The following is a 12,344-nucleotide window of genomic DNA, read 5'->3' as shown; positions in this document are numbered from 1 at the left end:
GGGACCACCCTCGGCTCAGGCGCTCTGCGCCTCCGGGTGCAGCAGCTCCGCCGCTATCCCGCGCGCGTGGTCCGACCACGGGGTGGGCCGCAGCGCCTGCGGGTCGACGCGCACCAGGACGCGGTGGCCGCGCGCGTAGGTCCGCTCGCCGTCGGCGGAGCAGAGCCGGAAGCCGTACGTCAGGCCGGTGCGGCCCAGGCGCTCGACCCACAGGTGGGCGGCGTAGTACCCGGGCCGGGTGACCGGCTGCTCGTACGAGACCTTCATCTCCTTGATGACGTTGCACATGTCGCCGGCCGCCGCCCAGTCCCCGTCGAAACCGAAGCCGCGGCCGTGCCAGAACTCGGCCCAGGCGCGCTCGACGAGCAGCGGGTAGCGCGAGTTGTGGAGCATGCCGAGCGCGTCGAGGTCGTCGAAGTGCACGGTGACGGGGACCAGCTGGCCGTACGGGACGGCGGGGGCTGCCTCAAGGGCTTCGACGCTCACGGGTGGGTGCTCCTGGTTCTGCGGCGGGCCGTGCCGCCGGCGTACGCGGGGCGGGACACGGCCGTACGGGGGTACGGCGGACTCCGCCCGATGCTGTTGACTGTTCAAGAAGTGAACCCAGCCATCGTAAGCGCCTGCTTAAAATGCTCCGGCCGCCGGGGCGGGCCGCGCCGCTCGGCGGGCCGCCCGGTCCGGTCGCCCCAGGTCGGCCCGGTGCCGCCTTAACATGACCCGGCCGGTGTCTCGCCCGGCCGACCCCCGCGACGTACGTGAAGAAGTGGAGCATTCATGGGCCTCGGTGTGCGCTGGACCGTGCACGGCGACGGGCGCACCCCCGCCCCCGGAGCCGTCGTCAGACCGGACGAACGGCTGTCCTGGCCGCGGACCGCCGGCCTCGGCGCGCAGCACGTGGTCGCCATGTTCGGCGCCAGCTTCGTCGCCCCGGTCCTCATGGGCCTGGACCCGAACCTCGCCATCATGATGTCGGGCGTCTCGACCGTCATCTTCCTGCTGGCGACGCGCGGCCGGGTGCCGTCCTACCTCGGCTGCTCGCTCTCCTTCGTCGGTGTCGCCGCCGTGATCCGCGCGCAGGGCGGCACCAGTGCCACCGTGACCGGCGCGGTCCTCGTCGTCGGCGTCGCGCTCTTCCTGGTCGGCGTGGCGGTGCAGCGGTTCGGCGCGCGGATCATCCACGCGGCGATGCCGCCGGTGGTCACCGGCGCCGTCGTCATGCTCATCGGCTTCAACCTGGCGCCGGTGACGGCGAGCACGTACTGGCCGCAGGACCAGTGGGTGGCGCTGCTGACCATGCTCTTCACCGGGCTGGCCGTGGTCTGCCTGCGCGGCTTCTGGTCGCGCGTCGCGATCTTCCTCGGGCTGGTCTTCGGGTACGGCGTCTCCTGGCTCCTCGACCTGGTCTTCGGCAAGATCCACTCGGTGAACGGCGCCGGACAGCTCACCGACCACTGGCGCCTGGACCTGTCGGGCGTCGGCAAGGCCGAGTGGATCGGCCTGCCGTCCTTCCACGCGCCGTCCTTCCAGTGGTCGGCGATCCTGGTCGCGCTGCCGGTGGTGATCGCGCTGGTCGCCGAGAACGCCGGGCACGTCAAGGCGGTCGGCGAGATGACCGGCGACCCGCTCGACGACAAGCTGGGCACCGCGATCTCCGCCGACGGCGTCGGTTCGGTGCTCTCCACCGCGCTCGGCGGCCCGCCCAACACCACGTACTCCGAGAACATCGGCGTGATGGCGGCGACCCGCGTCTACTCCACCGCGGCCTACTGGGCGGCGGCCGGTTTCGCGCTGCTCTTCGGCCTGTGCCCGAAGTTCGGCGCGGTGGTGGCCGCGATCCCCGGCGGCGTGCTGGGCGGCATCACCGTCATCCTGTACGGCATGATCGGCCTGCTCGGCGCGCAGATCTGGGTGCACAACAAGGTGGACCTGCGCAATCCGCTGAACCTGGTGCCGGTCGCCGCGGGCGTCATCATCGGCATCGGCGGCGTCAGCCTGAAGATCAGCGACAACTTCGAGCTGGGCGGCATCGCGCTCGGCACGATCGTGGTGCTCTCCGGCTACCACGTGCTGCGCGCGCTGGCCCCCGCCCACCTGAAGCAGCAGGGTCCGCTGCTCGACGAGGGCACCAGCGCGTACGACGAGGAGGACGCGCCCCACGAGCCGTCGGCCCCGGACGAGCCGCTGAGGCCGAAGCCGAAGCCGACGGAGTGAGGCCCCGGCTCAGCCGAGGTTCTTGACCGCCTCGTAGTACGTCCAGGCCAGCGCCTTGCACGAGGTCTGCTTCGCGCCGCTGTACTTGGCGCAGACCCGCTTGAGGTCCTCGTACAGCGCGCTGTCCAGGCGCGGCTTGTTCGCCGGGAAGGTGCCGGCCTTCTTGTAGTTGCGGTAGCCGAAGTCATGGCGCGCGCAGGATGTTTCGAACGGGAAGCCGAACGGGTTGTCGGGCGACTTGGAGCAGTAGTCGGTGCTCCAGTCGAACTCGTACGCGGCCCACTTCCCCTGGTCGCCGCGGGCCGCGAGCCAGCCGCTGTAGCTTCCGGCGTCGGTCTGCGTCCAGCCGGCCAGCACCTTGGACTTGTCGGCGGGGACGGCCTGCGCCGGGGCCGCGGCCGCCACCAGAGCGGTCACGGTCATGGCCGAGGCGGACAGGGCGGCGGCGAATCTTCGGGACATCTGCAACCTCCGAGGGGGAGCGGTCCCTTGGCAGGACGGACCGCTGTGTCGAAGGCCGAAAATAATCACTTCGGACGAGTCCCGGTGGGGTTTTGGTTGAACAGTGATCGGCGAACCGGCGCCCTACGGGCAAGAGGACGCCGCGGATTACCCCGATCCGGTCATCCGCCCCCGGGCCGCCTCTCCGGTGCACGCCCGGCTGCCACGCTGTGCGCATGACGACGACTCAGCAGGTCCCGGGCGGCCCGGAGACCGGAGCGGCCGCCCGCGCGGCCCGGCCGGGCAGGGTTCCCCCGCAGGCCACCGCGCCCCCGGCCGCGGTGGCCTCGGTGGCCGCGGTCCTGGCGCGGATGCGGGCGCTGGAGGCCACCCTCCCGCCCGCCGACGGCATCGCGGTGTTCAACCGGGTCTACCTGTCCGTCACCGAGGAGGTCGCCCGGCGGCTCGGCACGGGCGGCTTCCAGGACCCGTCGGCGGCGGGCGCCCTGGACGCGGTCTTCGCCCGGCGCTATCTCGCCGCGGTGGACGCGGCCGGCGCCGGCCTGACCGTACCGGCCTGCTGGCGCCCGGTGTTCCAGCTGCGCCGGCACCCCGGCGTACGGCCGCTGCAGTTCGCGCTGGCGGGCATCAACGCCCACATCGGCCACGACCTGGCACTGGCGGTCGTGGACACCTGCCGCGTCCTGGAATGCGAACCGACCGCTCTCGCGGCGGACTTCGACCGGGTCGGCGACCTGCTGACGGGTATGGAGGAACGCATCCGGGAGAGCCTGATGCCCGGCCCCGACCTGCTGGACGTCGCCGACCCGCTCACCCATCTCGCCGGTTCCTGGAGTCTGGAGATGGCCCGGGACGGCGCGTGGGCGGCGGCGCGGGTGCTGTGGAGCCTGCGCGGGCTGCCCGGGACGGCGCAGGAGTTCGCCGGACAGCTCGGGTCGGGCGTGGGCCTGGTGGGCCGCTGCCTGCTGACTCCGCTGGGCTGACGGGGGCCGCGTCCGGGCCGGGCCGCGTACGAAACGCCGTACGCGGCCCCCGTACCGTACGTGTCCCCGCGCCGTACGCGGACCCCGTCGGCTCTCAGTCCTCCGGCAGTTCGACCGGCGCGATCTCGTCGTACACGTCGCCCGGCCCGGGGTTGGCCGCGTCCGTGCTGCCGCCGAACTGCGTCATCACGCCCCAGACCGCGTTCAGCGCGGTCTGCACGGCGCCCTCGGCCCAGCCGGCCGTCCAGGAGATGTCGTCACCGGCGAGGAAGAGGCCGCGCTTGTCCTCGGGCAGCCGGTCCTGCATGAAGTGGGTGAACAGGCGCCGCTGGTAGCGGTAGTGGCCCGGCAGGTTGGCCTTGAACGCGCCCATGAAGTACGGCTCGTTCTCCCAGGAGACGGTCACCGGGTTGCCGATGATGTGCTTCCGGATGTCGACCTTCGGGTAGATCTCCGAGAGCGACTTGAGCATGACCTCCATACGGTCGTTGGCGTTCAGCGGCAGCCACTTCAGGCTGTCGTCGCACCAGGTGTAGGAGAGGCAGATGACGGCGGGCTTGTCCGGGCCGTCGTCCAGCAGGTAGGTGCCGCGGGTCATCCGGTCGGTGAGCGTCATGCTCATCACGTCCCGCCCGGTCTCGTTGCCTTCGTCGTCGACGGCCTTGTCCAGCCAGAACGGCCGGTCCACCGGCACGAACAGCTTGGAGGACTCCATGTAGTGGGTGCGCTCCATCGCCGTCCAGTGGTCGATGGGGAACAGCGCGTCGTCGCAGGCGATCTTCGACAGCAGCATCCAGGACTGCGCGGTGAACACGGCCGCCTCGTACGTACGGATGTCGCCGCTCGCGTCCGTGACGGTGATGCGGTTGCCGGCCGTACGGTGCAGCCGGGTGACCGCCGGGCGCGGGGTACCGCCGTGCAGGGCGGACAGCGAGGTGCCCGGCGCCCAGTGGACGATCTTCTCCGGCTCGCGCTCCCACAGGCGCAGCGGGAGCTGCTGGCTGCCGCCGACGATGCCGCGGTGGTGGTCGTCGGCCTCGGTGTAGACGACGCGCAGGATCTCCAGGATGGAGTTGGGGAAGTCGGTGTCCCAGCCGCCGGTGCCGAAGCCGACCTGGCCGAAGATCTCGCGGTGCCGGAAGGACGAGAAGGCGCTGGAGTCGCAGAGATAGCCGTAGAAGGTCTGGTTGTCGAGCTTCTCGACCAGCCGCGCCCAGATCTCCCGGATGCGCGGGACGTCGCGCTCGCGGATGGCGCGGTTCATGTCGGAGAAGTCCGCGCCCTCCTCCAGGCAGGCGTTCCAGGCGTCCATGACCTGGGTGTAGACCTCGGGCAGGTCCTCGACGGTGCGCGCGTAGTGCGACTCGCCCTTGAGGTCGACGACGGTCGACGGGGTGTCGGGCGCGAGCGGGTTGGGGAACGGCTTGGTCTCCAGGCCCACCAGGTCGATGTAGTGCTGGAGGGCGGTGGAGGACGGCGGGAAGCGCATCGCGCCCATCTCCGCCGTCAGCCCCGGGTCGCAGCCCTCGAAGCCGACGGTGCGCAGCCGGCCGCCTATCTGGTCCGCCTCGTAGACGACGGGCTTGAGGCCCATCTTCATCAGCTCGTAGGCGGTGATGATGCCGGACAGGCCGCCGCCGATGACGGCGACCTCCTTGCCGTGCTCGGTCGCGGGCACCTGGCCGAGGCCCGCCGGGTGGGCGAGGAAGTCGTCGTAGGCGTACGGGAAGTCCGGCCCGAACATGGTGATGGGCGGCTGGGCGTCCGCGTGGTGGGCGGCGGTGGGCACGGTCATCGGTTCGGGCTCCTTGCAGGCAGGTACATGAGGGGGGTGCGGTGCGCGCGGGCAGGCGTGCGAGCGGCGCGGTGGCGCCGCTGCGGGGGGGCCTTCAGGGGGGTGGCGGGGTCAGGTGAGCGAGCCGTAGAGGCCGGGGCGGCGGTCGGCGAGGTACGGGTTGTCCTCGCGCGAGCGCCTGAGCAGACCGGCGTCGACGTCGCCGAACACCAGCTCCTCGCCGCGTCCGGCGCGGGCCCGTACGGTCCCGTCCGGCCCGGCCAGGCAGCTCAGGCCGACGAACTCGAAATCGCCCTCCGGGCCGACCCGGTTGACGTAGGCGATGTAGAGCTGGCTCTCGAAGGCCCGGACCGGCACGAGCGACTCGGCAACGAACTGGAAGGGGTGCAGCTGGGCGGTGGGGACCAGCAGCAGGTCGGTGCCGGCCAGCGCGTGGGCACGGACGTTCTCCGGGAACTCCACGTCGTAGCAGATCATCACGCCGAGGCGCAGGCCGTCCAGATCCGCCTGGACGACCGGGCCGTCCCCGGGGGTGAACCATTCGCGCTCAAAACAGCCAAAAAGGTGCGTTTTGCGGTAGTTCATCATGCTACGCCCCTCGGGGCCGATGAGCTGTACCGCGTTGTAGACGGCCGCACCGTCGCGCTCGGGGTAACCGTAGAGCACCGCGATGCCGTGCTCGGCGGCCATGCGGGCCACCGTCCGGGCGGCCGGGCCGTCCGCGGGCTCGGCGAGCCGGTGCAGGTCCTCGCCGATGGCGTAGCCGGTCAGGAACAGCTCCGGGCAGACCAGCAGCCCGGCGCCGCCCGCCGCCGCCTCACGCGCCGCGTCCTCGACGGCCTTCAGGTTGTACGCGACGTCGCCGGGCCGTCCCGAACTCTGGAGCAGGGCGGTGCGCAGCGACGACATGGGACCCCTCGGAGGACACGACTGAGCGGACCGGCCGGCCGGTGCGGGCGCTTCGGCGCCGCGGCGGCCCGGCGATCGGCGGGACGCCTAGACGGTACGGTTCGGCGAACCGCCCGTACAAGGCATCACCATTGCGTGCAGCCGGGTGTTTCGTTGCGTGTTGTACGGCCGGGACGGCGATTCGTTGCGCCGTACGGTGCGGCAGGTGCTGCGGTGGCCTGTGAGGCCACGCCGCCCGGTGTCCGGGCCCGTCTCCTCCGCCGGTCGTACCGCGGCTCCCCGACACCGTCACCGGCGGCATCGTCACCCGGACCGGCGTCCCCAACCGCGGCGGCAGGCGGGGCGAGTCCTCCCTCCCCGATCCCGGCGACCGGTGCGGCGACGACCGGCGGGGCCGGCGCTCCGGCCGCCGCGGCCCGCAACGGCTCCCCCCGATGGGCCGGTTCGGCACCGCCCGTGGCGCGGTCCCGCGCCGTCACCGGCGATCTCCGCGATCCGTCGTCGGTCCATGACGCAATCGGCTCCGAACACATGATCGTCCTGTCTACGATGTGCTCATGCTCGCGTACGCCCTACCGGCCCTGTTCTTCGTCCTGTTCGCGATCGGTGTGCTGCGCGACCGGCGCCGCTTCAGCAACGCCGTCTACCTGGGTCTGACCGTCGTGTTCCTGGTGCCGGCCCTGCTCCTGCAAGTGCCGCGGATGCCCACGGTGGCGGCCGTGGCGGTCACCGTGCTCATCCTGCTGCTGCCGTCGCTCGGCGTCCTCGTCCTCGGGGTGTTCCTGATCCTCAACGGCGTGAAGATGATCCGCAAGGAGGGCCGGAGCCTGGCGAACCTGCTGTCGCTGCTGGCCGGTCTCGGCATCTTCGGCGTCATCGCGCTGCTGATCACGGCCGTGGCCACCGGGTCGCGCACCCTGGTGGCGCTCGCCGGCACCACCCTGCTGGTCGTCGGCTACGTGTCCTTCCTCTTCCTGTGCTTCGTGGGCTACGCGTTCCTCTACGGGCGGCTGCGGGTGCGCCGCAACGCCGACTTCGTGGTGGTCCTGGGCTCCGGGCTGATCGGCGGCACGCGCGTACCGCCGCTGCTGGCGAGCCGGCTGGAGCGGGCCCGTGCGGTGTACGAGCGCCAGGCACGGCGCGGCAACCCGCCGATGCTGCTGACCTCCGGCGGCCAGGGCCCCGACGAACAGCTCCCGGAGGCCCGGGCGATGGCCGCCTACCTGGTCGAGCGCGGCTTCCCCGCGGACCGGATCGTGTGCGAGGAGGAGTCCAGGACCACGGAGGAGAACCTGGCGTTCAGCAAGAAGATCATGGAGCAGACGGTGCCGGACCACCGGTGCGTGATCGTCACGAACAACTACCACGTCCTGCGCGCCGCCATCCTGGCCCGCCGCGCCGGCGTCAACGGCCAGGTCGTCGGGGCCCCCACCGCCGCCTACTTCTGGCCGAGCGCCACCATCCGGGAGTTCGCCGCGGTCTTCCTCTCCTACAAGCTCGTCAACCTCGGCATCTGCGGACTGCTCGTCCTGGGCGGCACGCTCGCCCTGCTGAGCGTCTGAGCGTCCGGGCCCGGCTGCGCCGGGGCCGGCCCCGGGACGTCTCGTCGACGGCGGGCATCGGACCGCCGCCCGGGTGCCACGCGTCGAGGAACGCGGCCTGCCTGCCGACGTCGACGAGTTCGCCCCGTGCGCCGATGCTGTCCATACGGTGGCAGGCGAACGGCCTGCCGTAGGGACAGCCGGAGAAGTCCTCGGGCAGGCCCTGCTCCGCCAGGCGCCGGGACCCGTCGCGCACATCGCTGCTCCAGCAGCCGATGTGGTCGAACCTGGCTCCCCCGGACGCGTCCCAGGGGCTGCCCGGGGGCCCTTCGACGAGTTCGATGAAGGGCGGGCCACCGGTGGTGAACACGATGCGGTGGTCCCGGTCGCCGAGCCGGTCGGACACCGGCTCGCTCCATCCGGTCCCGGCCGCCCGCCGGAAGTCGCGCAGGGACCGCTCGTTGTCGGGGACCACGAAGCACACATGGTGGAAGGACGTCATCCCGCCATGACCGGGTACGCCGTCCGCGGCTGGCTGACCGGGCGGGCCGGGCCGGGGCGAAGCCCGTACCGGCCCCGTGGACCGTATCGGCTCGCTGCCCCGTACCGGCCCGGTGACCCGTCTCAGCCCGGCGACCCCGAGCTGAAGCGGCGCAGCAGCGGGGAGAGGACCAGGACCGACTTGGTGCGTTCCACGAACGGTTCGCCCGCGATGCGTTCCAGCACCCGTTCGAAGTGCCGCATGTCGGAGGCGAAGACCTGGACGATGGCGTCCGCCTCACCGGTGACGGTGGAGGCGGACGCCACTTCCGGGTAGCGCGACAGACCCCGGTGGATGGAGTCCGGTGAGGTGTTGCGGCGGCAGAACAGCTCGATGAACCCCTCGGTCTCCCAGCCCAGCGCCGCCGGGTCGACCCGTACCGTGAACCCGGTGATGGCGCCTTCGGCGCGCAGCCGGTCCACCCGGCGTTTGACCGCCGGGGCGGAGAGCCCGACCTCCGCCCCGATGTCGGCGTAGGAGCGGCGGGCGTCCTCCGCCAGGGCATGGACGATGCGCTGGTCGAGTTCGTTCATCTGTCGCACTGCGGGTGGATCACTTCTCTGCGGTGGCCAATCGGGAGCGGCGGATGCCGTAGACGAAGTAGACCACGAGCCCGACGGCCATCCAGACACCGAAGACCACCCAGGTGACCGGGCCGAGGCTGCCCATCATGTACAGGCACAGCAGGAAGCCGATCGCCGGGAAGACCGGCGCCAGCGGCGTACGGAAGGTGCGCGGCATGTCCGGCTTGGTGAAGCGCAGCACGATCACCGCGACGTTGACCAGCGCGAAGGCGAAGAGGGTGCCGATGCTGGTGGCGTCGGCGAGCTGGCCGAGCGGAATGGCGGCGGCCAGGATGCCGCAGAACAGCGAGACGATGACGGTGTTGGCGCGCGGGGCGCCGGTCTTGGGGTGGACCCTGGAGAACACCTTCGGCACCAGGCCGTCGCGGGACATCGCGAACAGGATGCGGGTCTGTCCGTACAGCACGGTCAGGACGACGCTGGCGATGGCGATGACGGCACCGGCGGCCAGCAGCACGGACCAGAAGCTCTGTCCGGTGACCTCCTTCATGATCCCCGCGAGAGCGGCCTCCGAGCCCTCGAAGCCCTTCCAGGACTTGGCACCCACGGCGACGGCCGCGACCAGGCAGTACAGCGTGGTGACGATGATCAGCGACAGCATGATCGCGCGCGGCAGGTCGCGCTGCGGGTTCTTGGCCTCCTCGCCCGCGGTGGAGGCGGCGTCGAAGCCGATGTAGGAGAAGAAGAGGGTGGCTCCGGCGCCGCTGACGCCCGCGATGCCCAGCGGCATGAAGTTGGAGTAGTTGCCGGAGGAGATGCCCTGGACGGCGACGCCGCAGAACAGCAGCAGCGCGATGATCTTGATGGTCACCATGATCGTGTTGGCGCGGGCGCTCTCCTTGGCGCCGCCCAGCAGGAAGACCATGGCGAGCATCACGACGATCAGCGCCGGCAGGTTGAAGATGCCGCCGTCGCCCGGCGGCGCGGACAGCGCGGCGGGGATGGTGACGCCGATCGTGCCGGACAGCAGCTCGTTGAGGTACTCGCCCCAGCCGACGGCGACGGCCGCGACGGAGACGCCGTACTCCAGGATCAGGCACCAGCCGCAGACCCAGGCGACCAGCTCGCCGAGGGTGGCGTAGGCGTAGGAGTACGACGAGCCGGAGACCGGGATGGAGCCCGCCAGCTCCGCGTAGGACAGCGCGGAGAACAGCGCGGTGACGCCGGCGATGACGAACGAGATGATGACGGCCGGACCGGCCTTGGGCACCGCTTCGCCGAGCACGACGAAGATGCCGGTGCCCAGCGTCGCCCCGATGCTGATCATGGTCAGCTGCCACATGCCCAGCGAGCGGCGCAGGGTGCCGCCCTCGCCCTGGCCGCCCTCGGCCACCAGCCGCTCGACGGGCTTGCGCCGCATGAGCCGGGTGCCGAGGCCCCCGGAAGGGGCGGGGGGCCGGGGATCGCTGCCCGCTGCGGGCGGGGCTGCGCCGTGCTCCAACACTGGGGTGGCTCCTTCATCGCTGCCGGTCACGGTGGCGGACGACCGACAGCGGTTCCCGGGTGCGGGTACGCCGAAACGACCCGTGTCAGAAAGGGGGGAACCGCCGAGCAGGCGGTCCCCGCCACTCCACGTACAGCGCATGACTGTACGGGGCGCGCGTGAGCTGCCGTAATGCAGGATCCTTGCGCAACCGTGAACTTTCGTTGCGCACCTTGTCGCGGAACGGTCGTTCGTTGCGCACAAACGACAAATCTCACCGGTCGGACGTTCCCGGCCCGTCCACCCCGTAAACGCCTCCGGCCCCGCACCGAAACACTCGGTGCGGGGCCGGACGGCCGGTGCCCTGACGGGCGGCGGATCAGTTCCAGCTGGCGTGCAGCGGCTTGCCCTCCGCGTAGCCCGCGGCGCTCTGCACGCCGACGACGGCCTTCTCGGCGAACTCCTCCAGGGAGGCCGCGCCCGCGTACGTGCAGGAGCTGCGGACGCCCGCGATGATCGAGTCGATCAGGTCCTCGACGCCGGGGCGGGCCGGGTCGACGAACATCCGCGAGGTGGAGATGCCCTCCTCGAACAGGCCCTTGCGCGCCCGGTCGTACGCCGACTCCTCGCTCGTACGGTTGCGGACCGCGCGCGCCGAGGCCATGCCGAAGCTCTCCTTGTACGGGCGGCCGTCGGCGGTGTGCTGGAGGTCGCCGGGCGACTCGTACGTACCGGCGAACCAGGAGCCGATCATGACGTTGGACGCGCCGGCGGCCAGCGCCATCGCCACGTCGCGCGGGTGGCGCACGCCGCCGTCCGCCCAGACGTGCTTGCCGAACTTCTTCGCCTCGGCGGCGCACTCCAGGACGGCGGAGAACTGCGGGCGGCCCACGCCGGTCATCATGCGGGTGGTGCACATGGCGCCCGGGCCCACACCGACCTTGATGATGTCCGCGCCGGCCTCGATCAGGTCGCGCACGCCCGAGGCGGCGACGATGTTGCCGGCCACGATCGGCACCTGCGGGTCGAGCGCCCGGACGGCCTTGACCGCGCTGATCATCGACTCCTGGTGGCCGTGCGCGGTGTCCACCACGAGGGTGTCCACACCGGCCGCCAGCAGCGCCTTGGCCTTGCCGGCCACGTCGCCGTTGATGCCCACGGCGGCGGCGATGCGCAGCTTGCCGTCGGCGTCCGTGGCGGGCGTGTAGAGGGTCGCGCGGAGGGCGCCCTTACGGGTCAGGATGCCCGCCAACATGCCGTCGGCGTCGACCGCCGGGGCCAGCTTGCGGTTGGCGGCGTCGAGCCGGTTGAACGCCTCGCGGGGGTCGATGTCCGCGTCCAGGACCAGCAGGTCCTTGGACATGACCTCGGAGACCTGGGTGAAGCGGTCCACGCCGGCCAGGTCGTGCTCGGTGACGACGCCGACCGGGCGGCCGCCCTCGACGACGATGCCCGCGCCGTGCGCCCGCTTGGGCAGCAGCGACAGGGCGTCGGCGACGGTGGAGACCGGGGACAGCACGATCGGCGTGTCCAGGACCAGGTGGCGGCGCTTGACCCAGCTGACGACGTCGGTGACGACCTCGATCGGGATGTCCTGCGGAATGACGACCAGGCCGCCGCGGCGGGCCACGGTCTCGGCCATCCGGCGGCCGGCGATGGCGGTCATGTTGGCGACCACCAGCGGGATGGTCGTACCGGTGCCGTCCGGCGCGGACAGGTCCACGCCCTGACGGGAGCCCACCGCGGAGCGGCCGGGCACCATGAACACATCGTCGTACGTCAGGTCGTACGGCGGCTTGGCATCGTTCAGAAACTTCATACTGGCTCTCTCACCTGCGGGTTCACTGCTCGGGCGGGTGGGGAGTCAGCTTCCGAACCGGCACCGGTCAGGATGC

11 protein-coding genes are annotated in these 12,344 nt (G+C 71.5%); 3 read left to right on the top strand and 8 right to left on the bottom strand.

What is annotated here, in order from left to right; translation table 11 throughout:
* Positions 1-15: 15 nt before the first annotated feature.
* Positions 16-486, bottom strand: a complete 471-nt coding sequence (locus JXZ78_RS27785) for an acyl-CoA thioesterase (RefSeq protein WP_030017407.1) — start codon at positions 484-486, stop codon at positions 16-18.
* A 288-nt stretch (positions 487-774) separates the two neighbouring features.
* Between JXZ78_RS27785 and JXZ78_RS27780 the strand changes: the two genes are divergently transcribed.
* Positions 775-2,211: a uracil-xanthine permease family protein gene (locus JXZ78_RS27780; protein ID WP_030017406.1), complete on the top strand. Its 1,437-nt coding sequence runs from the start codon at positions 775-777 to the stop codon at positions 2,209-2,211.
* 9 nt (positions 2,212-2,220) lie between these two features.
* On the opposite strand, the gene JXZ78_RS27775 is transcribed toward JXZ78_RS27780, so the two are convergent.
* Positions 2,221-2,673 (bottom strand): phospholipase, encoded by a 453-nt coding sequence (locus JXZ78_RS27775; protein ID WP_030017405.1) that lies wholly within the window; start codon positions 2,671-2,673, stop codon positions 2,221-2,223.
* Positions 2,674-2,888: 215 nt separating this feature from the next.
* Here JXZ78_RS27775 and JXZ78_RS27770 point away from each other — a divergent pair, with 215 nt between their 5' ends.
* Positions 2,889-3,656 (top strand): DUF5995 family protein, encoded by a 768-nt coding sequence (locus tag JXZ78_RS27770; protein WP_275128273.1) that lies wholly within the window; start codon positions 2,889-2,891, stop codon positions 3,654-3,656.
* Between the two features lie 94 nt (positions 3,657-3,750).
* Here the strand turns inward: JXZ78_RS27770 and JXZ78_RS27765 are convergent, their stop codons facing one another.
* A complete protein-coding gene (locus JXZ78_RS27765) occupies positions 3,751-5,451 on the bottom strand; it encodes a flavin monoamine oxidase family protein (RefSeq protein WP_030017403.1) in 1,701 nt (566 codons plus the stop codon).
* A 111-nt stretch (positions 5,452-5,562) separates the two neighbouring features.
* Entirely contained in the window at positions 5,563-6,360 is a 798-nt protein-coding gene (locus JXZ78_RS27760) for a carbon-nitrogen hydrolase family protein (protein ID WP_030017402.1), read from the bottom strand.
* A gap of 557 nt (positions 6,361-6,917) precedes the next feature.
* Between JXZ78_RS27760 and JXZ78_RS27755 the strand changes: the two genes are divergently transcribed.
* On the top strand, positions 6,918-7,922 hold the full coding sequence (locus JXZ78_RS27755) for a YdcF family protein (RefSeq protein ID WP_030017401.1): 1,005 nt from the start codon (positions 6,918-6,920) through the stop codon (positions 7,920-7,922).
* Here JXZ78_RS27755 and JXZ78_RS27750 read toward each other — a convergent pair.
* The 4 genes from JXZ78_RS27750 to JXZ78_RS27735 all read right to left on the bottom strand — a co-directional run bounded on the left by JXZ78_RS27750 (position 7,861) and on the right by JXZ78_RS27735 (position 12,268).
* The gene (locus JXZ78_RS27750; RefSeq protein ID WP_078623920.1) at positions 7,861-8,403 is read right to left on the bottom strand and encodes a VOC family protein; all 543 of its coding nucleotides are present in this window, start codon (positions 8,401-8,403) and stop codon (positions 7,861-7,863) included. The genes JXZ78_RS27755 and JXZ78_RS27750 overlap by 62 nt on opposite strands.
* Positions 8,404-8,525: 122 nt before the next feature.
* Positions 8,526-8,975 (bottom strand): Lrp/AsnC family transcriptional regulator, encoded by a 450-nt coding sequence (locus JXZ78_RS27745; protein WP_030017398.1) that lies wholly within the window; start codon positions 8,973-8,975, stop codon positions 8,526-8,528.
* Positions 8,976-8,994: 19 nt separating this feature from the next.
* On the bottom strand, positions 8,995-10,470 hold the full coding sequence (locus JXZ78_RS27740) for an amino acid permease (protein WP_030017397.1): 1,476 nt from the start codon (positions 10,468-10,470) through the stop codon (positions 8,995-8,997).
* 358 nt (positions 10,471-10,828) lie between these two features.
* Complete coding sequence (locus tag JXZ78_RS27735) at positions 10,829-12,268, bottom strand: GuaB1 family IMP dehydrogenase-related protein (protein WP_030017396.1); 1,440 nt, start codon at positions 12,266-12,268, stop codon at positions 10,829-10,831.
* Between the last annotated feature and the right edge of the window lie 76 nt (positions 12,269-12,344).

It is taken from the genome of Streptomyces monomycini, assembly GCF_022271435.1.
GTDB lineage: Bacteria > Actinomycetota > Actinomycetes > Streptomycetales > Streptomycetaceae > Streptomyces > Streptomyces monomycini.
Note: the sequence above shows the minus strand (reverse complement) of the source record. Positions and strands in the feature narration are given on the sequence as shown.

Bases quoted from the DNA above. Each gene is read 5' to 3' on its own strand.
- JXZ78_RS27780 (WP_030017406.1), top strand. From the start codon at position 775: ATGGGCCTCGGTGTGCGCTGGACCGTGCACGGCGACGGGCGCACCCCC.
- JXZ78_RS27775 (WP_030017405.1), bottom strand. From the start codon at position 2,673: ATGTCCCGAAGATTCGCCGCCGCCCTGTCCGCCTCGGCCATGACCGTG.
- JXZ78_RS27770 (WP_275128273.1), top strand. From the start codon at position 2,889: ATGACGACGACTCAGCAGGTCCCGGGCGGCCCGGAGACCGGAGCGGCC.
- JXZ78_RS27765 (WP_030017403.1), bottom strand. From the start codon at position 5,451: ATGACCGTGCCCACCGCCGCCCACCACGCGGACGCCCAGCCGCCCATC.
- JXZ78_RS27760 (WP_030017402.1), bottom strand. From the start codon at position 6,360: ATGTCGTCGCTGCGCACCGCCCTGCTCCAGAGTTCGGGACGGCCCGGC.
- JXZ78_RS27755 (WP_030017401.1), top strand. From the start codon at position 6,918: ATGCTCGCGTACGCCCTACCGGCCCTGTTCTTCGTCCTGTTCGCGATC.
- JXZ78_RS27750 (WP_078623920.1), bottom strand. From the start codon at position 8,403: ATGACGTCCTTCCACCATGTGTGCTTCGTGGTCCCCGACAACGAGCGG.
- JXZ78_RS27745 (WP_030017398.1), bottom strand. From the start codon at position 8,975: ATGAACGAACTCGACCAGCGCATCGTCCATGCCCTGGCGGAGGACGCC.
- JXZ78_RS27735 (WP_030017396.1), bottom strand. From the start codon at position 12,268: ATGAAGTTTCTGAACGATGCCAAGCCGCCGTACGACCTGACGTACGAC.